This is a genomic window from Desulfosporosinus fructosivorans, assembly GCF_004766045.1.
Classification (GTDB): domain Bacteria; phylum Bacillota; class Desulfitobacteriia; order Desulfitobacteriales; family Desulfitobacteriaceae; genus Desulfosporosinus; species Desulfosporosinus fructosivorans.
Map to the genome: position 1 here is coordinate 54,428 of NZ_SPQQ01000016.1, position 21,301 is coordinate 75,728.

The 21,301-nt window shown below is 43.8% G+C and carries 19 protein-coding genes; 1 reads left to right on the forward strand and 18 read right to left on the reverse strand.

The features are described from left to right. Positions 1 to 86: 86 nt before the first annotated feature. From tsf to E4K67_RS26135, 12 genes are all read right to left on the reverse strand, one after another. Positions 87 to 740, reverse strand: coding sequence for a translation elongation factor Ts (tsf, locus tag E4K67_RS26080; protein ID WP_135552124.1), 654 nt, complete (start codon positions 738 to 740; stop codon positions 87 to 89). 213 nt (positions 741 to 953) lie between these two features. Then, complete coding sequence (gene rpsB, locus E4K67_RS26085) at positions 954 to 1,676, reverse strand: 30S ribosomal protein S2 (RefSeq protein WP_135552126.1); 723 nt, start codon at positions 1,674 to 1,676, stop codon at positions 954 to 956. 175 nt (positions 1,677 to 1,851) lie between these two features. After that, entirely contained in the window at positions 1,852 to 2,310 is a 459-nt protein-coding gene (locus E4K67_RS26090) for a hypothetical protein (protein WP_135552128.1), read from the reverse strand. 125 nt (positions 2,311 to 2,435) lie between these two features. Further along, a complete protein-coding gene (gene codY / locus E4K67_RS26095; protein WP_135552130.1) occupies positions 2,436 to 3,230 on the reverse strand; it encodes a GTP-sensing pleiotropic transcriptional regulator CodY in 795 nt (264 codons plus the stop codon). Between the two features lie 169 nt (positions 3,231 to 3,399). Then, on the reverse strand, positions 3,400 to 4,785 hold the full coding sequence (gene hslU, locus E4K67_RS26100; protein ID WP_135552132.1) for an ATP-dependent protease ATPase subunit HslU: 1,386 nt from the start codon (positions 4,783 to 4,785) through the stop codon (positions 3,400 to 3,402). An 11-nt stretch (positions 4,786 to 4,796) separates the two neighbouring features. Next, the gene (gene hslV / locus E4K67_RS26105; RefSeq protein WP_135552134.1) at positions 4,797 to 5,327 is read right to left on the reverse strand and encodes an ATP-dependent protease subunit HslV; all 531 of its coding nucleotides are present in this window, start codon (positions 5,325 to 5,327) and stop codon (positions 4,797 to 4,799) included. A gap of 147 nt (positions 5,328 to 5,474) precedes the next feature. After that, positions 5,475 to 6,365, reverse strand: coding sequence for a site-specific tyrosine recombinase/integron integrase (xerA, locus tag E4K67_RS26110; RefSeq protein WP_135552135.1), 891 nt, complete (start codon positions 6,363 to 6,365; stop codon positions 5,475 to 5,477). 8 nt (positions 6,366 to 6,373) lie between these two features. Beyond that, complete coding sequence (gene trmFO, locus E4K67_RS26115) at positions 6,374 to 7,690, reverse strand: methylenetetrahydrofolate--tRNA-(uracil(54)-C(5))-methyltransferase (FADH(2)-oxidizing) TrmFO (protein WP_135552137.1); 1,317 nt, start codon at positions 7,688 to 7,690, stop codon at positions 6,374 to 6,376. Positions 7,691 to 7,741: 51 nt separating this feature from the next. Continuing rightward, positions 7,742 to 9,832, reverse strand: a complete 2,091-nt coding sequence (gene topA, locus E4K67_RS26120) for a type I DNA topoisomerase (RefSeq protein WP_135552139.1) — start codon at positions 9,830 to 9,832, stop codon at positions 7,742 to 7,744. A 210-nt stretch (positions 9,833 to 10,042) separates the two neighbouring features. Beyond that, a complete protein-coding gene (dprA, locus tag E4K67_RS26125; RefSeq protein ID WP_135552141.1) occupies positions 10,043 to 11,155 on the reverse strand; it encodes a DNA-processing protein DprA in 1,113 nt (370 codons plus the stop codon). A 206-nt stretch (positions 11,156 to 11,361) separates the two neighbouring features. Then, a complete protein-coding gene (gene ku, locus E4K67_RS26130; RefSeq protein WP_135552143.1) occupies positions 11,362 to 12,309 on the reverse strand; it encodes a non-homologous end joining protein Ku in 948 nt (315 codons plus the stop codon). A 343-nt stretch (positions 12,310 to 12,652) separates the two neighbouring features. Beyond that, positions 12,653 to 13,483 (reverse strand): TIM barrel protein, encoded by an 831-nt coding sequence (locus tag E4K67_RS26135; protein WP_135552145.1) that lies wholly within the window; start codon positions 13,481 to 13,483, stop codon positions 12,653 to 12,655. Positions 13,484 to 13,825: 342 nt separating this feature from the next. Between E4K67_RS26135 and E4K67_RS26140 the strand changes: the two genes are divergently transcribed. Beyond that, a complete protein-coding gene (locus tag E4K67_RS26140) occupies positions 13,826 to 14,017 on the forward strand; it encodes an alpha/beta-type small acid-soluble spore protein (protein ID WP_135552147.1) in 192 nt (63 codons plus the stop codon). Between the two features lie 115 nt (positions 14,018 to 14,132). On the opposite strand, the gene E4K67_RS26145 is transcribed toward E4K67_RS26140, so the two are convergent. From E4K67_RS26145 to E4K67_RS26165, 6 genes are all read right to left on the reverse strand, one after another. Further along, complete coding sequence (locus tag E4K67_RS26145; RefSeq protein ID WP_158408581.1) at positions 14,133 to 15,698, reverse strand: YifB family Mg chelatase-like AAA ATPase; 1,566 nt, start codon at positions 15,696 to 15,698, stop codon at positions 14,133 to 14,135. Positions 15,699 to 15,852: 154 nt separating this feature from the next. Beyond that, positions 15,853 to 16,026 (reverse strand): hypothetical protein, encoded by a 174-nt coding sequence (locus E4K67_RS29960; RefSeq protein ID WP_158408582.1) that lies wholly within the window; start codon positions 16,024 to 16,026, stop codon positions 15,853 to 15,855. A 30-nt stretch (positions 16,027 to 16,056) separates the two neighbouring features. Then, the gene (locus tag E4K67_RS26150) at positions 16,057 to 17,532 is read right to left on the reverse strand and encodes a putative sulfate exporter family transporter (RefSeq protein ID WP_135552151.1); all 1,476 of its coding nucleotides are present in this window, start codon (positions 17,530 to 17,532) and stop codon (positions 16,057 to 16,059) included. Positions 17,533 to 17,987: 455 nt separating this feature from the next. Then, a complete protein-coding gene (locus E4K67_RS26155; protein WP_135552153.1) occupies positions 17,988 to 19,823 on the reverse strand; it encodes an ATP-binding protein in 1,836 nt (611 codons plus the stop codon). Next, complete coding sequence (locus tag E4K67_RS26160; protein ID WP_135552155.1) at positions 19,823 to 20,512, reverse strand: response regulator transcription factor; 690 nt, start codon at positions 20,510 to 20,512, stop codon at positions 19,823 to 19,825. The genes E4K67_RS26155 and E4K67_RS26160 overlap by 1 nt, the downstream gene beginning before the upstream one ends. A 113-nt stretch (positions 20,513 to 20,625) precedes the next feature. Next, complete coding sequence (locus E4K67_RS26165) at positions 20,626 to 20,982, reverse strand: YraN family protein (protein ID WP_135552157.1); 357 nt, start codon at positions 20,980 to 20,982, stop codon at positions 20,626 to 20,628. Positions 20,983 to 21,301: the final 319 nt, after the last annotated feature.

Genomic DNA, 21,301 nt, shown 5'->3' on the forward strand with positions numbered 1-21,301 from the left:
TCTTAATCCACGCCTAGAATGAGAAATCCTCTCATATTCGAAAAAGAGAACACCAGGGTGTTCTCTAGATAGATTGTCTAGGTTGTTTATCGATTTATTTCTTTCATAACTTCTGATGCAAAATCATCTTGTCGTTTCTCTATACCTGCACCTAACTCATAGCGAGTAAAACGTCGAATAACTATGCGTTCACCTATTTTAGCAATTTTATCGAGCACCAAGTCTCGCACGCTCTTATCTGGATCTTTAACGAATGTTTGATCCATTAAGCAAACTTCTTTATAGAACTTTTCAATTCTACCTTCTACCATCTTTTCAATGATTTTCTCAGGCTTTCCTTCATTGAGAGCTTGCGCTTTTAAGATATCCTTCTCATGCTGAAGTACTTCAGCAGGTACGTCCTCTTTGTTCATATATTGCGGATTGGCTGCTGCAATATGCAACCCCAGATCGCGTACTAACGTTCGAAATTCATCTCCACGAGACACAAAGTCTGTTTCGCAGTTCACTTCAATCAGTACGCCGATGCGCCCGCCGCCATGGATATAGGCTTCAACGGTCCCTTCAGCTGCAACCCGCCCTTCCTTTTTAGCGGCGGCTGCTAAGCCTTTCTCTCGTAAAAAGTCGCAGGCTTTGTCAACTTCACAGTTACATTGTACCAGTGCCTTTTTGCAATCCATCATACCTGCCCCTGTACGTTCCCGAAGCTCTTTTACTTGAGCTGCGCTTACGTCTGCCATGGTTATCCCTCCAAATTCAATGCACGATGCTTGACGCGCAATTTATATTTTACCAACAGATATTCACTTTATGTTCGAGTGCAATGCATAGGTTCGAGGTGCGATATTCTAACCTCGAACCTTCATATATACTATAGTTGAAGCACGATGCCCGAGGTTTACTGCGTTTTGCACCGTATTCGGACATCGAACCTCGAACTACCAAACTCGCTTTTAGCCTTCAGCTACTTCTCCAGCTTCCTCATCCTCATCGTTACTGTGTTGGCCTTCGATAATAGCATCTGCCATCTTCGAAGTAAGTAACTTGACTGCACGAATTGCATCATCATTAGCCGGAATTACAACATCGATTTCATCTGGATCACAGTTTGTATCCACAATTGCAACAATTGGAATCTTCAAACGGCGTGCCTCAGCAACCGCAATACGTTCTTTACGTGGATCAACAATAAACAAAGCATCCGGAATTTTCTTCATATTTTTGATGCCGCCTAAAAAACGCTCCAATTTTTCCATCTCATGACGCAGAGCAGAAACTTCTTTCTTTGTAAGCACATCGAAAACGCCTTCAGCTTCCATCCGCTCCAAAACACGCAAACGGTCAACACGTTTTTGAATCGTTTGGAAATTTGTAAGCATACCACCAAGCCAACGCTCGTTCACAAAATACATACCGCAACGTTCTGCCTCATCTTTGACTGACTCTTGAGCTTGTTTCTTAGTACCTACAAACAACATGGTACCACCCTCAGCTGCGAGGTTACGAACAAAATTAAAGGCTTCATCAACTTTTTTAACGGTTTTCTGGAGATCAATAATATAGATTCCATTGCGCTCAGTAAAGATATAACGAGCCATTTTCGGATTCCACCGACGAGTTTGATGTCCGAAGTGGACACCCGCTTCCAATAATTGTTTCATAGAAATTACTGCCATTTTGTTAACCAACTTTCTTTTGTTTTTTCCTCCGCAGGTTCATCTCAAAACGCCCCTTGTCTCCCGACAAGGAACTAACGCTTTAATCCCTCTGCGTGCTTCATTAAACCACACTACCAATAGATAGATTAGCACATTCCGCAATTCTTTACAAGTAGGGTCAGTTCATCGAGCCTTACTTAATCAAACCAGCATAACTCTCAAGGTTTGAACGTAAATCGTACTTCATTATGAAATTCTCGAGGTCACTCATGAGCTCGGGAAAGGGAAAATAGAACTCGCTCACGTAATAAAGCTCATCTTCAGTCCGAATCTGGGCGACTTCTTGCCCTTTTTGATCAAAGTAAAAGGCAACCCGACGAATATCCTGCGGTTCTAAGGTGTGTTTACCAAGTAACGACTGAAAGACTATTTGCCCTTCTTTAATTTGAACATGTTTACTCTTTCCAACAATCCATAAGGATAAAATCCCGAGTGCTGCCACGACATAGATCCCAATAAGAACCCGTAGTTCTAAGATTGGTAGCGTGCTAAAGAAATGAACACCACCAATAACAAGGGGAAAGAGAATTAGAAATAGAACGGCCGGAACGATAAGCGGTCGCAGTTGGTAAACATAATCATGTTCATCCATGAAATTTAACCTCCTGTCAAACAGTTTGTCCACTTCTTATGAAATGGCAGTTCCATGCTCTACATCAAGGGAGGTAGACATTCATGCTGCTAACGCAGCGCAACTAGTGTGCAAGTCACTCAGTCTTACTTTGTGTGTTTGATATGCTTATCCAATTCGTCTATCAAATAATCGTTAAGAACTCGAATATAGGTGCCTTTCATGCCTAGTGACTTCGACTCAATCACTCCTGCTGACTCAAATTTGCGCAGGGCATTAACAATAACTGAACGAGTTATCCCCACTCGATCAGCAATTTTACTGGCAACTAAAAGTCCTTCACCGCCGCCTAGTTCGGCAAAGATGTGTTCCACTGCTTCGAGCTCAGAATAGGACAGAGTTCCTACTGCGATTTGGACTGCCGCCTTTTTACGAGCTTCTTCTTCCGCCCGTTCCGCCTTAACTCGTAAAATTTCCATCCCTACAACCGTTGCACCGTATTCAGCTAAGACTAAATCTTCCTCTTGGAATTCTTCATCATATTTAGCCAGCACAAGCGTCCCGACTCTTTCGCCTCCACCTAAGATTGGAACGATTGTCGTAAGTTTATTCGTGAAATGGCACGGTTCATCACAATTAAATACACAACCATTTGCAACCTGCGCAGTGTTAGTTTTTGTCTCACTAACTTTCATCAGACCTTCATTATAGCTTTCCGGGAAACGCTCGGAATGAATGACAATGTCTTCCATGGTTCCGCAAACAAAATGATCCATAAAACTATAGCCAAGGATCTTTCCTCGACGTCCAACGATATAAATGTTGGCAACTACCGCTTGACTAAGCACCTTAGCCATTTCCTCAAAATCAACTGGATTACCAGCAGCACGTTGAATTAATTTATTAACTGTCCTAGTCTTTTCTAATAACGATGTTTTCATAAGTTAAATTTTCCTCCTTAAATTTGGTTGCTTGCTTAAGTTGATCCAATCATGAGACTCCCACCTCTATAAGGGGGAGTGCCCCCCCTTACTCTACTTCGGTGGGGGTAGAATCTCCCCACCGAAGTCTCGATGTTCAACTTTGGTTGAACGAGTTCACTCTTGTATCTTAAAGAATATAGCGTGCAAGATCTTGATTCTGCACAACATTGCCCAAACGTTGTTGAACGTATTCTCTATTAATTGTCACAGTATAATCGTCGGGAAGTTCGGAGGCTTCGAAAGACAATTCCTCGAGAACTTTTTCTACAATCGTGTGGAGTCGCCTTGCCCCAATATTTTCGGTGCTAGAATTCACTTTGTAGGCAACTTCTGCTAATTCATCAATAGCATTCTCTGTAAAATCCACCTTTATCCCTTCCGCTCCCAATAAAGCGGCATACTGTTTAATCAGCGACGATTGGGGTTCCGTAAGAATACGTTTGAAATCGGCTACGCTTAACGATTCAAGCTCCACTCGAATAGGAAATCTCCCCTGTAGTTCTGGAATAAGATCAGACGGCTTGCTTAGATGGAAAGCACCTGCAGCTATAAAGAGTATGTGATCCGTATTAACAGGGCCATACTTCGTTACAACAGTTGATCCTTCCACAATTGGAAGAATGTCACGTTGCACTCCTCCCCTAGAAACGTCTGGGCCGCCCGCGCCATCGCGCCCAGCAATTTTATCGATTTCATCCAAGAAAACAATTCCCTCATGTTCTGTCCTACGAATAGCTTCTTGAACTGCTTCATCTTGATCAATCAGATTCTGAGTCTCTTCATGAATCAAGATTTTCCGCGCTTCGCGTACAGTTACATTTCTCTTCTTGTGCCGCTTAGGGAGCATCCCTGACATCATATCCTGTATATTCAAGCCCATTTCCATCATGTTATTGTTGCCCAGCATATCGGAAAGTGGCGTAGTTTCTTCAACAGCAATTTCAATAGTCTGCTCTTCAAGATCCCCACGCTGCAAGCGGTCAGCTACTAGCTTACGTTCTTTCTCCATTTCGGGAGTCACATCAATATCCTTTTCTGGATCTGGAGTTTGACCGAACAGCATCTGAAAGGGGTTGCCAGATGCACTCTCTGATCGTTTTTCTGGAACCAACAGCTCTATCAAGCGTTTCTCGGCATTGATGGCTGCCTGAGTTTGCACCTTATCTGAGCGCTCCACCTTCACCATACGTAAGGCTATCTCGACTAAGTCGCGAATAATGGCTTCCACATCTCGGCCTACATACCCAACTTCCGTAAATTTCGTGGCTTCGATCTTAATGAATGGGGCGCGAACAAGCTTTGCCAACCGTCGGGCAATCTCCGTCTTTCCAACGCCTGTAGGGCCAATCATCAAAATATTTTTGGGTATGATTTCTTCTTGTAATTGCTCTGACAGACAAGAACGACGGTAGCGATTACGCAAAGCAACCGCAACAGCTCGTTTTGCGGCATCTTGTCCTACGATAAACCGATCCAATTCACGGACAATTTCTCGAGGTGTCAAGCTGTCCATAGTCTCACCCCCTATAACTCTTCCACATTTATTTGTTCATTAGTATAAACACAAATCGAAGCAGCAACAAGCATCGCTTCACGAACGATCTCGGTCGTCGGCAAATCTGTATGTTTAACTAAAGCGCGAGCGGCGGCTAAAGCATAGTTTCCACCAGAACCAATTGCTGCGATTCCATCGTCTGGTTCAATCACTTCACCCGAACCGGATACAATCAAGAGATTTTGGGTATCCGCCACTAAAAGTAGTGCTTCAAGGTTACGTAGCATTTTGTCCGTTCGCCATTCCTTGGCAAGCTCTACTGCAGCACGTTGAAGATTTCCATGATATTCTTCTAGCTTTTGTTCAAACTTATCAAAAAGCGTAAACGCATCCGCTACAGATCCCGCAAACCCAGCAATCACCTTTCCCTGAAACAAGCGACGCACTTTCCGGGCTTTATGTTTCATCACGGTTGCTTGTCCAAAGGTAACTTGACCGTCACCCGCTATGGCTACGTGTTCCCCTCTCTTCACTGCGACAATCGTCGTTGCATGAAACATTGCTAACACCCCCTTCAATAAAGTTTACTAGGGCACTTTCTGTGTGTCAAGTAAATTGTAGGCAATTTGCAACTTTTTGTGAAAATTCACTCTGTCCCTGGCCAAAATCGTCATCTAATCGTGACTCACACTTCTACAAGGGTGAGTTCACTTAGCTCGGGGATGAGCCTGATCGTAGACTTTCTTTAAGCGTTCACGGGTTAGATGCGTATATATTTGGGTTGACGACAGCTTAAGATGTCCTAATAATTCTTGAACACTTCTTAAATCCGCTCCGCCATCCAACATATGCGTCGCATAAGAATGACGGAGCATATGTGGATTCACATGTTGTTCCATACTAATTTTGGCGACCATTTTGTCCAAAATTCGTCTGACAGACCTGGCCGATAACCGCGTCCCTTGGTAATTGAGTAAAAGGATTTCACTGTGATCCTTCCTCATCTTGAGATACTCCTCAATAGCCTGGATGGCATAGTTTGTTACAGGAACCACCCGCTCCTTGCTTCCCTTCCCGAGGACTCGAATCAATCCGATTTCCAAATCAAGATTTTCTCGATCTAACCCAACCAGTTCACTGACCCTTAGCCCCGACCCGTAGAGCAACTCCATAATAACTTGATCGCGAGCCCCTAGTAAATTTGTACAATCCGATGCACGGAGAAGCCCATCCATTTGGTCTAAATATAGAAAATTCGGGAGTTTTCGTCCTAGTTTTGGACTTGCTACCCGCTGTACTGGGTTTATTAAAAGTATTTCCTTACGACATAAGAATTTGAAAAACGTCCGTAGCGCAGCAAGCTTACGAGCCATACTTTTTCTCGCCAATCCGTGGTCTGCCAAAACTCCTAGAAAGCCACGCACGATATAGACATCAATCAGATCCACCGTAAGCTTTTCAGATTCTACGCCCAGCTCGCCAGCAGCAAAGCTAAAAAACTGAACCAGATCCGTTTGATAAGCAGCGACCGTGAGTTCGGATCGATTCTGAGAATATTGATGACCCGAAAATAAACTTAACGCCTCATCCATGTTCAATCAGTTGCTTACCTCCCTAAATCTTCCCACACACAAAATTCATTTAACGTCTCTAAAGCTCGTTCAGAAATCCTGGCGTTTTTTTCACGTTTATTCCGTATTCGCTCTGTCAACGGCGGAAGCAACCCGAAGTTAAGATTCATCGGTTGAAAGTTCACACTAGGCGACCCTTCCAAGTGACGTGCTAGGCCACCTAACGCCGTTACTGGTGGAAAGACAAGTGGAACCATCTGGCTAAGGCGTCTCCAGGCATTAAGACCCGCTAGCAGCCCGCTAGCAGCAGATTCAACATATCCTTCGACTCCGGTCATTTGTCCAGCAAAGAAAAAGTCCGGATTACTCCTTAGACTGAAATCCGCTTTAAGAACTTTCGGAGCATTGAGAAACGTATTGCGGTGCATAACACCATAACGCACAAATTCGGCATTTTCTAAACCAGGAATTAACGAAAAAACTCGTTTTTGTTCGCCCCACTTTAAATGTGTTTGAAAACCCACCAAATTGAAGAGTGTCCCTGCCTTATTTTCTTTACGTAGCTGTACAACAGCATAGGACTTTATCCCAGTCCGTGGATCCTGTAATCCAACAGGCTTTAGTGGACCAAATGTCAGAGTCTGGGGACCACGCTTGGCCATCACTTCGACTGGTAGACAACCTTCGAAAACGATTCCTTTTTCAAACCCCTGAACTTCTGCTGTCTCCGCCTGAACTAAGGCTTCATAAAACAAGTCGTACTCATCCTTAGTCATCGGACAGTTCAAATAGTCCGCCTCACCCTTGTCATAACGCGAAGCCCAAAAAGCCTTGCTCATATCTATGGATTCGAGCGTAACGATCGGAGCAGCCGCGTCGTAAAAAGAAAGCGCTTCCTCACCAGTTATCTTTAAAATGTCTTCTGCTAAATCATTAGATGTCAATGGACCACTAGCGATAATGGTGATCCCTACCCTCGGAATCTTATGTACTTCTCCTCGATAAATAGATACATTCGGATGTTCTTCCAACCGTTTTGTAACCTCTCTAGAAAAAAGTTCCCGATCGACTGCCAAAGCGCCGCCTGCGGGAACCGCGTTATGATCAGCAGCACTTATGATGAGAGACTCTAAGCGACGCATTTCTTCTTTTAATAGTCCCACCGCATTCTCTAAGCCAGCTCCTCGAAGTGAGTTGCTGCATACTAATTCGGCAAATGCTCCGGTATGATGTGCTGGAGTATATTTAAGCGGACGCATTTCATATAAATCAACCATCACACCGCGTTCTGCAAGTTGCCAAGCGGCCTCGGAACCTGCTAGACCTGCTCCGATAACGGTAATATGCTGCATGTATCCATTCTCTCCTTATTTAGTAGCTACTCAAACGTTAAACACCGAGACTTAGGTTTCTTCAACCACAATTGTGTGACGGCATTCTGGATTTGTGCACACATATTTTTTTTCTTTCTTTGAGGATTTAATCACCATCAACTGTTGACACTCAGGACACGGATCAGGGGCTGGCATTTCCCATGAAACAAAATCACAGTCTGGATAGCCACTACAGCCATAAAACTTACGCCCTTTCTTAGAGCGTCGAATCACGAGGGGCTTGGTGCATTTTGGACAATTCGCGCCCACTTCTTCGAAGAGTGGTTTGGTATTTCGACACTCTGGAAAACCAGGACAGGCCAGGAATTTACCATAACGCCCCATCTTAATCACCATATTTCGCCCACATAAATCACAAAGTTCTTCGGAAACTTGATCCTCTATTTTGACTTTCCCAATCTTTTCTTCAGCCTGAGCCAAAGCCACAGAGAAGGGGGTATAGTAGTCTTCAACCACCGACTTCCAAGGAGCACTTCCTTCTTCAACAAGATCGAGCTTCTCCTCCAAATTAGCAGTGAACTCTAAATTTAAAATATCCGGAAAATGTTCTTTAAGTAACGTGATTACAATTTCTCCGAGTTCTGTAGGAAGGAGTTGTTTTTCCTCTTTAACAACATACCCTCGTGATTGAATTGTTTCAATCGTTGGAGCATAGGTACTTGGTCTTCCGATCCCTTCCTCTTCCATCTTGCGAACGAGAGAAGCCTCAGTGAAGCGGGCGGGCGGTTCCGTAAAATGTTGCTTGTCTTGAAGTTTGACAAGTTTAAGTTTTTCTCCAGGAGAGACTGACAATGTCAATGAGTTTTGTTCTTCATCGATTTGATCAACCTCGTCTTTGCCTTCTTCATAGACCGCCAAAAAACCAGGAAAACGGACTGTTGAAGCATTCGCTCGAAATAAATAAACTCCTACAAGCATATCAACTGTCAAGGTATCTGTGATTGCCACACTCATCTGACTCGCAATAAAGCGCTCCCATATCAAGCGATATAACCGCAACTGATCTCGAGATAAAATTCCCTTCAGTAAATCCGGAGTCCGCAAAGCGCTTGTTGGACGGATCGCTTCGTGCGCTTCTTGAGCCCGACCTTTATTGGCAAACTGCCGTGGTTCCGGAGGATAGTAATCGTTTCCATAGTGTGACAGAATCCATTCCTTGGCCTCCTCTTGGGCGGTTTCGGCAATCTTTACAGAATCTGTACGCATGTACGTGATTAAGCCGACGGTGCCCTCTTTGCCTAGGTCAAGACCCTCATACAATTGCTGAGCTAACATCATGGTACGCTTCGGTGAAAAACTCAATTTACGATGGGCTTCTTGCTGCAGGCTACTCGTTATAAAGGGAGGCGCAGGAAGCTTTTTCTTTTCTTTTGTTCGAACATCAGATACCTGAAAGTCTTTAGCCAATAAATCGTTTAAGACGGCTTCCATTTCCGATCTCGAGGCGATAACAGCCTTTTTACCAGATACTTTTAAAAGCTTAGCAAGAAACTTTCCCCCATTAGACTGGAGATCTGCCGTTAGACTCCAATACTCCTCCGAGACAAAAGCCCTAATCTGCTCTTCACGGTCGTCAACTAAACGTACCGCCACGGATTGAACTCGCCCTGCACTTAAGCCTTTCTTGATTTTCCGCCAGAGCAAAGGGCTTAACTGGTAGCCGACCAAACGATCCAAGACCCGACGAGCTTGCTGTGCATCCACCCTGTTCAAATCAATCTGACGAGGTTGCTTAAGGGCAGCCTGAATGGCCGGTTTGGTAATTTCGTGAAATTCTATTCGGTTTTTGTTGTTCAGATCTAGACCCAATAAGTGCGAAAGATGCCATGCTATGGCTTCCCCCTCACGGTCAGGGTCAGAAGCCAACAGCACTTTATCTGCCCCTTTAGCTGCTAGACGTAATTCCTTAATTAATGTTCCTCGCCCACGAATCGCAATGTATTTTGGCTCGAAGTCGTGTTCTAAGTCCACCCCTAATTGACTCTTTGGTAAATCTCGCAAATGTCCCATTGAAGCTTTAACCGTGTAACGGCTTCCCAAAAATTTGCTAATTGACTTTGCTTTAGCTGGGGACTCTACAATAACAAGCGTTTTAGACATATTTTCACCTCATATAAACTTAAAGAAAACTCTTTATCCAATCGTGAAACTCCGACTTCTTCAAGAAGGAGTGGTACCTCGTACTTCGCTTCGGGTCATTTTGTTTCATTCCTCACATACTACACTTATACCCAAATCGGATTAATCTAAGTACAAAGGTTTAACGTTGGTAAAACTAAGCCCTATCTTAACGCCTTTTTCATAGTATGTCTAGCACTCTCGAGCTAATACATAATGTTGCCCAGGTAATTGTATGACTTTTCCGCCTAATTGCAGCTCCAATAAGGCCAACGAAATACTAGATACGGGGAGTGTCGAGTGAAGCGTAATTTGGTCAATATGCAGAGGAACGTCACTTAATTGCACAAGAATTGACCCAAGATCCAATCCGACTGGAGCCTCCTTTTTCTGATGCAATCGTGCCGGATTAATCGATACTTGGCACACATGAGTAGACCAAGCAGGCACCTCATTGCAAATGTCTTCGATTCCCTCCACAATTTTTGCTCCCTGACGCAATAAATGATGAGTCCCCCGGCTTACTTTGCTAAAAATTGGGCCAGGTACAGCAAATACCTCTCTCCCTTGTTCTAAAGCGAAATCCACAGTGATCAATGCACCGCTTTTTTCTGCTGACTCCACAACCAGAACCCCACGTGAACACCCGCTGATTAAGCGATTTCGAGCTGGAAAATGTATCGCTAGCGGTGGAGAACCGGGTGGGAATTCACTCAATAATGCGCCCTTTTCCAAAATATTCTCGGCAAGGCGCTGGTTCTCCAGTGGATATACTCGGTCAAGTCCGCATCCAAGAAATGCCCACGTCGTGCCCCCACTCTCCAAGGCCCCTTGATGGGCAGCAGTATCAATTCCTCGAGCTAAGCCACTGGCAATGACAAGTCCTTTAGCTGCAGAGTCACGGGCCAAAACCCTTGCAGCAGCCTTTCCATAAGCAGTTGCTTGGCGTGAACCTACTATTGCTAACACTTCAGTATCCCCTCGCAAATGTCCACGATAATAGAGGAGTGGTGGAGCATCCGCCAGCTCAGCTAGTAAGGGGGGATAACCGGGTTCATCCGGTGTGATCAAACTAATACCTTGTTTGTTTAACGATTCCCCAACCTCCCGAGGGTCAAGGTTAGTTCTCTCCTGTATGATTTCTCCAATCCATTTCCCCTGATTTGCAACTTGGAGATATTTACTCTGAGGTGCCTCCCACGCTTTTACTGCACTTCCGAAGTAAGCAATAAGTTGACGTAAATGTTGACTACCGACACCTTTAATCGTGCGTAATGTCGCTCGAACTAGCTTTTCCTGTTCCATACCCAATGCGCCCCCTCCTTTGCCCTCCTTTTCTGGACATAAGGACGCTTCTCCTGCGCAGAATATTGACGAATATCTGTTTATCATGTGAAATAATGTAGAATGGATGAGAAATCATATTTCTGATTCATCACCTTACTTAGATCTCCGACTTTTTTTAGCCTTTTTTGAATAGAGCGCAAGTGAAAATTGTGTTTCAGCCACACCTATGCCCCTTTCGCACGTCGAGTTGTGCGTTTTCGTGGGGTCAACGAAGATTTCGGTTTTTCATCGCTCGGTTGCTCTAAGTTCGAGTCTGTGTCATTATTAGTCTTTACTTCAGCCTTATCTGTAGTTTTAGCTTTAGTCCTAGCTGCTGTTTTTGCTACTGTTTTACCTTCTAATTGACCCTTTTCCTTTTCTGTCAATGCAATACTTGCCCGCAATGCTTCCATCAAATCAACTACTTTTCGCCCCTTTGTCGGAGCCTCAACTTTAAAAGTCTCCCCTGTTACTTTACCTTTAATGAGAGATGCCATTTGTTCACGTAACTCATCGTGGTATTTCTCAGGTTCGAACGGGCGAGCTAAATTATCGATTAATTGTCGAGCCATAGTCATTTCCGCTTCAGTCAGAACTATATGCTCCCCTACTCCATCTATATGGCGGATCTCCTTTGGATAGTGCATCGTTTCCATCACAAGGCCTTGTTCAAAAACTCGTAAACAAGCCAAATGCTGCTTTGAGCGCATGGTCACACGGGCTAAAGCGACTTTACCACTCTCCTCCATTGCCTGACAAAGTAAACGATAAGCCTTTAGGGCAGTTTCTTCAGGGGACAGATAATATGACTTTTCATAATATATCGGATCAATTTCTTTTAAATCAATAAAATCTAGAATATCTATCGAGCGACTCATCGGTTGTTCCAAAGACGCAAGGTCTTCCTCACTGAGTACTACGAAGCGATCCTTTTCGTATTCATATCCTTTTACTAAATCCACCGTATCGACCTCTACGTCACATATGGGACATTTTTTGATCGACCGAATCCGGTTCTGACATTCCTTATGGAGATAATTAAATTTAAAATCCTGTGATTCCGTGGCCGCATGCATTTTTACTGGAACATTTACTAAACCAAAACTGATGGATCCTTTCCAAAGTGTATGCATTTTAACATCCCTCCTCATCTTAGTGTGAACATCAAAGGATTTATTAATGCAATCAGAACATTACAGAATTGCCCAATTAAAAAAACTTTGTTCTTTTTTCGAGAACAAAGTTTTAGCATTATCATAAATTATAGAATAGTCCCAAACATGCTGATTGGGGACGGTTCTTGACTTGCACTAATCTGAGCGAACGCCAAACGTATTCATCAAAGAACGCCAACAGCGCCACAGGAACCTGTATCGCTCCCCCAGACCAAGCTAAAATGTAGATTCTTGGCTTGATGCAAGTCGAAGAACCGTCCCTGCGGCTTGCACAAATGCCGGTAGGACCCAAGCCAGTTTACTAACTTAAGGCCCGATACGTCTGTTGTAAAAGAATGGCGTCTTCTTCCAGGTTAGGGCTTTCGCAGATAGCCAGCCCTTCTACCCCAAATGTCAGACATGCTTTCATTAATTCTTCAAAACGCAGATCGGATTCCTTTAAGACAAGGTGTCTCTTCTCACCCTTTAATCCATATTCAATGCCTGAGATATGGAAGTGTACGTTTTTTACCCAGCGATCTCCTAACCCCTCGGCAAGATCATTAAGTATCTCACAAAACTCGTCATATGAGTTGTACCTACCATTGGTCCGGGCATGAAGATGACTAAAGTCGATACATGGCAAGACTCCCGGAACCTCTTGGGCAATACGAATAGTTTCCGCCAAGTCACCAAACTGGCTCCCTTTGCCTGTCGTTTCTGGACGAAGTACAACGTCATTTCCCATGGCGTCGAGCGTTTCTCTCACGACTCTGAGTTCGCGAACCACCCGCTCAAGAACAACCTCCGAAGAGTCCTCATGATTAAACGCTGGATGAAAGATTACACTCCGCACACCAAGGATTTGTGAGATACGTGCAGCATGAAGGATACGATCTCGGCTCGCAGTAATTTTCTCTGGTTCACGAGAGTTGAGATTAATATAGTAAGGGGCATGACAAGACAAAGCGACATTATGCTCAATCGCTGCGGCACCAACTTTTCTTGCTTTTTCTTCACCCATTCGCACCCCTTGGACAAATTCTATTTCTAAGGCATCGAGATTCAACTCCCGAATACGTCGAACTCCACCTTCACTAGATCGATCGCTTGAGGAAATCGGGACTCCGGCGGTTCCAAATAATAATGGCAAGAAACTTCACTCCATCACTGTTTTTTCCACTCATTATACCCTCTATCTATCAAAAATCCAAAAAGCAAAAAGGCATCCTCAAAAAAATGTCCTCACTCGGGAAAGACTGCCACTGATATCAGTCAGTTTATGCATTCTAACTAATATTATAAAATATTCGTGTCTGAATTAGAGGTGTTTTTTCGAAGAAGACATCTATTAATTAAACCTGCTATTAATCCCTCTTCTTCCAAAAAATTACGACTTTTTTCTACATACTATTTTAAAGATAAAGTTATACTAAACATACTTTCATCAACAGTGTTGTTGAAAGAAACTGTCCGATCGAAAGGAGGCTTCCTCATGTCAAGACAACGTAACAGCATCATGTCATACCAATTAAAAGAACAAATCGCTCAAGAGTTGGGTTTTGCGGGGACCCTTCATCAAGAAGGATTTGGAGGGGTTTCTTCAAGGGACTGTGGTAATATGGTGAAAATGGCAATTGAATTAGCCGAGCGTAATCTACCTGGGAACAACAACAGTATGACTTAAAACTAATCAGGAAAGCGAAGGTCTTATCTATTTGATAATTCCTTCGCTTTTTTATGTTTAATAGCCTCTATTTTAACTCTTCAGAACTACTTATCTGCTTTTTTCAAAGTTGCCGCTATATCTGTAACCGTTTATCCAAGGCACGATACTGGATTGCCTCAGCTAAGTGCTCTGGAAGAATATCCGAGGAACCTCCTAGGTCTGCAATCGTACGGGCAACCCTTAAAATCCGATCGTGAGCACGGGCACTAAGATGTTGGCTGTCAAATATCTTCTGTAAGAGAGACTCTCCACTCGGAGTCAACTTACCAAATTCCTTGGTTTCCTTAGCCGTCAGCTCTGCATTGGTTTTTGCGGACCCTAGGCGGACCCATTGTCTCTGACGAGCCGCCATCACTCGCTCCCTAACAACACTTGACGACTCGTTATCAATGCTATTCTTTAACTCCGAGTAATTTAGTCTTGGTACCTCAATATGCATGTCAAAGCGATCCATTAGCGGTCCCGAAATCCTCCCTCGATAGTTTTGGACTTGCATAGGGGTACAATGGCACACCCTTCCCTGATCACCGAAAAATCCGCACGGACACGGGTTCATACTGGCAATAACACTGACATGAGCTGGATAAGTAATACTCCCAGATTGTCGAGTGATCGTCAATTCTCGATCTTCCATAGGTTGTCGAAGACACTCCAAGACTTCGCGTGCAAACTCTGGCAGCTCATCTAAAAACAGCACACCATGATTCGCAAAGCTTAACTCACCCGGACGCAAATCACGCCCTCCTCCAATTATTCCCGCCTTAGTTGCAGTATGGTGAGGGCTTCGAAAAGGGCGATGTTGAACCAAAGAACCATTACAATTTAGCAACCCACAAACACTGTAAAGCTGAGTGACCTCGATGCTCTCCTGTTCACTTAAATGAGGAAGTATTCCTGAGTATGCCTTAGCCAGTAATGTCTTACCAGATCCTGGAGGTCCAACTAAAATCGCATTGTGCCCACCCGCTGCTGCAATCTCCAAAGCCCGTTTAACATGTTGTTGTCCATGAATATCAGACCAATCTACTTGGCTTCCATTACATACTTCAGATTGAGGAAGCTGGGATGACGATATATCATCTTCGAAGTCGCCCTTTTTTTCAAGTGCTTGTACTATTTGCCTCAAGGTCGACGTGCTATGTGTTTCTAACCCATTAACCAGACGAGCTTCAACTAAATTATCAGGAGGAATTATCAAACAGAACCCCTCTGAAATCCTCGCCCCTTCAAAGTCCAGTTTATTATTCTCCTTATTCAGAGCGATGCTCATCGTCAATACGCCTGGAACTGGTCTCAAGGTTCCTTCTAGGGATAGTTCGCCGGAGAAAACATCCTGATTAAGACTTGGGCAAAGGCATTGTCCTGTCGCTGCAAGAATCCCTATTGCAATCGGCAGATCGAGACCTGATCCCTCTTTACGCAAGTCTGCAGGAGCTAAGTTAACGGTTACGCGCTGTAAAGGAAACTGGTATCCAGAGTTTCGAATAGCTGAGCGAACTCGGTCACGAGCCTCTCTCACAGCGACATTAGGAAGGCCGACTATATCGAAACTTGGCAGACCATTCGCCACGTCAACTTCTACTCGAATTAGATGCGCTTGTAATCCAAGGACTGTCATACCGTAAACAGCAGCGAACATTCTATCTCCTCCTATAAGATAAAATATTCGCCGCCTTTTTCCTTATTCCTCCCATATTGTCCTTTATATGTTATATTATTATTTGGATTCTAATGTATTAAGAACGGTGTTTTTGACTGATTCCAACATATAACGCTTTGATTCCTGCTTATCCTTAGAACACCTTAAACACTATGACAAAGATAACTAGTAATATTAAGCCAAGCCCTAAAGTAATGGAGATAAGCTTTTTCTCCACAGGAAGTAAATCGTACCACTCATCTTCTGCGAGCATTTCCTGGACGTTGACCGAAGACTGTTCACCTGTCCGAAGTTGACCTTTTGTCATATTTAATACCCTCCTTTGTCACCTTTTACGTTAACCGGCGATTATTGGTGGCATGATACCGTGATAGAAAAGCCAGGAGACAAATAATCCGAACCAGATGATGAAACCAAACAAGCAAATAACATATACCCCAACAATACGTCCCATGCCAGCAGCCCAAAGCTTTCGTACGTTGGTGATCAAACCAATTGAGAAGAAACACAACGCAAAGAAAAAAGTCCTCAAAGCGTTGGCTTGGTCTGCCCCTACTGTCGCTCCCTTTACAATGCTGGGATTATTCAAACCCATCAAAAGCAGCAACAAAAAGGTTAGAGCAAAACCGATAATGAATTTGGGGAAACGCTCCCAGATCTCTCCTGCTGAAACCTTATCACACCGAGTCTTTGTTCTATCGATCCCAAAAACACACCAAACAACTGCTAGGATAAATGCCCACACGCCAATAAATACATCAATAAACACTTTGGTTGTGGTAGCAACCATTAGTATCCAGCCTTCTTCCCATCGAATCCCCAGGTCTGTCAGAGCCTTGGCCCGAATCATCGAGTCGGCAATCGCTCCACTAGACACTGCTCCACCGTCACTCTTCACGGCCAGGCCCATCCAGGAACCAGCCACCATTGGTTCGTGAAATAGCCAGGTTTGAGCCAACAAGGGTAAGATCAGCATTTCAACGGCTACAAATACAATAATAACAGCGGACAAAATAACAGGCACTAAGGGTCGTGCTCGAATAGCTGCGGCCGTGGCAATAGCTGCCGAGACACCACAGATTGAGACACCAGACGCAAGGGGTGCCGCCCATTCAGGAGTAAATTTAAAGAATTTGCGGGCAATAAAATAGGTGACTGGCCAATAAATCAAATAGGCCTCAATCACGGCACATAAACCCCGAATAATTACCGTGTTGGCGAGTCCCAGGGCGCCTACCGTCTTGATTCCGATGGCCGCTCCCAAAATCACAATTCCCGTTTTAATGAACCACTCCGGCTTAGCTGCCTCCTCTAGGAATTTGGCGAAATTTTGAAAAAAGTTTCCGATAATTAAGCCCACAAGCATAGCAATAACAAAGCCCATTTCTCCTAGACTCATCGACCAAGGAATTTTAAGGCTTGCCTGTTTGTCGGGAGTGGCGGCGATATAGCCATTGTTTCCTAAAAATATGCAGAGAAACGTAATCCAGAAAATGATGCTGAACCCTACAACATATTTTTTAACCTTAGCTCCCATTGCCACTGCCCCAATGGTGGTGATCCCTAATAAAAACAAATAGGTTAACAATGCTGAATAAATACCAGGTAAACTTTTATAGCTACTAGACACTGCAACCAGAGCTTTGGCGGAATCAACCCAGACATTGATCTTAACCACCCATCCCAGCAGATCCATCCCGAAAACAGGACCCATGCTCAGTAAAAAGATAAATAATCCAAGCCAAACGGCCCACCAGTCTTCACTCTTGAGCATTGGCTTTTTCTGGAACAGCTCGTTTTCTTGTGCGATCATATCATTCTTCCTTTCTTCACTAACTTAGGTGTTTCCCCAATGAAAAGTGCTTCCCAAACACAGAGTTATCAAAACATATTTTCCACCCCCTTAGAATTGTAATATTCCTGCATCTTGAGAAATATCACAAATCGACTTTCCAAGCTAATTGGAGTACTGTGTATAACGTTTTTAGGATTGACATGGGAAACAAAAAGCCGATTCTCCAAATTAAGGAAAATCGACTTATCACAGCTGATAATACATGTTTATTTAGTCTGACTCGCATCATAAATAGACTCCCCATTTTGTTATTACCAATAATTCGTTGTAGTATAGCTTTAAACAAAAGGCGCTCTTTCCTCTACTACTCAAGGAAAAGAGCGCCTTTTATATAATATTAATTCTAAAGCTTTTGTTCTGAACAATACGATTTCCAATTCAAGTCAATAATAGTGTATCAAACCCTTACACGATTAAAGAGTGATCGGGCAAACTACCATCCGCGGAAGCGTAATCCAGAATATCGTTCCCTTTCCCATATCACTTTCAACCTTTATGGTTCCTCCATGGGCTTCGACAATTTGGCGCACAATAGCAAGGCCTAAACCCATACCGCCATCCTTTCGCGACCGTGCTTTATTAACTCTAAAGAAGCGGTCAAAAATGAAAGGCAAAGCTTCTTTGGGGATCCCTTCCCCTTCATCCTGAATAGCTAATCGAACCTGACTTTCATCGTCCATAATCAAAACTCGCACACTCTTTCCGCGAGGAGTGTGCCCCATAGCGTTATCTAGAAGATTCATGAAAACTTGCAAGAGCCGATCAGGGTCCGCGAAAAGCTCTCCCGATCCTTTTGAAACTTCAAAATTTATACCTAATTCCTGTGCCCGGCCCTGGAAACGTTGCTCTATATCATTCATGAAACTATCTAGGTCAAGGGATACTCTTTGTAAACTTTGTCCCCTTTCTAGCCAATTAATGTCCTGTAAATCCGTAACTAAACGCGCCAAGCGCTTGGCCTCGTCTAAGACTAATTCAACATATTCTCCACGTTGGTTTTCAGGTATTACATCGTCCTGAATTGCCTCCAAATAGCCCTGGATAAGATGAAGTGGCGTTCTAAGCTCATGCGTCACACTGGCCAAGAACTCGCGGCGTGCCTTTTCCGAACGCAAAGAGGCCGTAATATCGCGCAGTACTGCTACATGCCCACGAATCCCTTCTTCTTCTGACATTGGTGCCATAACTACCTGGAGCACTTGCATTCCTAATGTAAGCACTGCAAACTTTTCAACCTCAGTATTTGGTCTGTTCATCGTTTGAAGAAAGTTAATAATTTGGGCCTTCCGTTCCTGAAGTTCGGTCTCATTTTCTTGCCACAATGCTTTGGCTGTATCATTAGCATAAAGAATTATGCCATCAGAACTCAACATTACAACTGCATCGCTAATACTTTCTACGATCCCTTGCAGTAAGTTTTTTTCCTGTGAGAGCCATTCCATGTGGTTCTCTAAACTTTCCCCCATAGAATTTAAGGCCTCAGCCAACTCCCCAAGTTCATCATCACTTGTCACTCCTTGAATGGGCAGAAAATTACCCTTCGCCATTCTAGTTGCTCCCCGCTGCATTAGCGCCAAGGGTCGCGTAACCTGCCTTGCAAAAAAAAGACTAACCACGGCAGCCAAAAATACCGCAATTAATGAAGCGTAGAGAATTAGCCAGCGAAAGGTGGCAATACTCTCTTGGATTGGTATTGGGGAACTCCCCAATAGAACAACTCCTTGAACTGGTTTTGTTCCTACTGGCGTAGCGGCGAGTAACATAGTTTGCCCGCCTCCGTCAACTGGAAAAGCCTTAATTTTAATGGTTTGTCCCGTTAAAACCCGCACTAAATACTCTTCTGCAAAAAAATCAGATGGTCGTAAATTACGAGACCATCCTCCAAACAGGGCACCACCAGATCCCTTAAGATATCCATCTATAGTGCTACGAGGACCTTGCGACGTATTTGTATCAGAAATCACTAAGATATTACCTTTCGGATCCAGTAAGACCAACTGTGTCCCAGAAGTCAGCTTAAATGTCTCTAGTAATTTTAACCGCGCACTCCAACTTGGAACAGTCGCTAATTGCGCAGAAATTTCTGCCGCCTCTGTCCCGAGTGAATCCAATTTTTGTTGCAGATAAAAATCCCCAAATAGCCAAGTAATGGCGAGACCTAACCCGCCGAGCACAGCAAGAATCAGGACTGTGATAGCTAGCCACAGTTTACTCGAAATACTCCACGAGTGATGTATTTTAATGTCCATCACTGAACCAGCTCCGGATCAAATTTGTAACCCACACCCCATACAGTGACTAACATTCCTTTAACACCTGGATAATCCAGTTTTTCTCTCAATTTTTTGACATGAGTATCAACTGTACGGGCATCCCCATAGAAATCATATCCCCAAACAGTTTCCATCAACTGCTCCCGCGAGAATACCCGACCTCGATTTTTTGCCAGAAAATATAGCAAGTCAAATTCCAAGGGTGTTAAGTTGACAACGTCGTCCCCAACACTTACACGATGTCTTTCTTTATCAATGCTCAGTATCCCAGCTTTTAGCTCCGTAGGCACCGACTGGAGTTGGCCTGAAGAGCGACGTAAAAGCGCCTTGACTCGTGCGACTAATTCCTTGGTACTAAACGGCTTAACTAAATAGTCATCGGCACCGAGTTCCAGTCCAAGTACACGTTCAAACTCTTCCCCACGGGCAGTTAGCATAATGATGGGTAGGGATGAACTCTCACGAATCTCTCGACAGACACGCCAGCCGTCAATCTCAGGCATCATCAGATCCACTATTAAAAGAGAAAATTGACCAGCCCGAAATTTTTCTAGAGCAACACGTCCATCCTCTGCTTCCTCAACAGCAAACCCTTCTCGCTCGAGGTATAACCGAACCAAGCTTCTGATTTTCTCTTCATCATCAACAATTAAAATGGGATCCATGTTCTTACTCTCCTTTGGACATAGATAATGGTATTGTTAGATATAACAAGTAAAGCTATGCTTATCATACCACTCAATGATAACTAATTTGTGACCAAATCTTGAAGATTGTCTTATAATGCCGCTTTAATCCAATTAATTTCAGGATTTTCTCCAATCCACCTAATTGCTACCACGTCGAACCTCATAGCTGGCCAGCTTTTATACCCCTGCTGAAGCACATAAAAAGAAGCAATCGCTTGTAGGCGTTGCGCCTTTTTTCGTGTAATACTCTCCTCCCCCCACCCTCTAAAAGATGATTGACGTGTCCGAACTTCTATAAAGACCAATGTTTCAGCATCACGGGCAATAATGTCCATCTCACCTTTGGGACACCGGTAATTCAGTACAACAATTCTTAAACCAGCCTCTTGCACGAGGCGAGCTGTATATTCTTCACCATTTTTCCCTAGGGATTGTTTATTCTCCACAGCTCTTGGCAACTCCTTTACCAAGTTATTTATAATTTTAGTTCTGTTTCAACCTGAAAAATACCTTCTTATCTACCTAAGATTGTGAGAACAGACTTTCCGGTAGGGACGTGACAAAGAGGCTCTCAGCTTATTATAACTGGGAGCCTCTTTCGGTAATTTGTTTCTATAGAACCCTATCCCCTACTGAAATAGGCTTTGAGCAGCCGCTATTGCCATCTGAGCAAGAGGCGTTGGATAAAGACCAATTACAAGCGTAATTACCATGGTAAAGACCAACGTAAACTTCATTGCCCCATGAACTGGTACATCCGGTAAC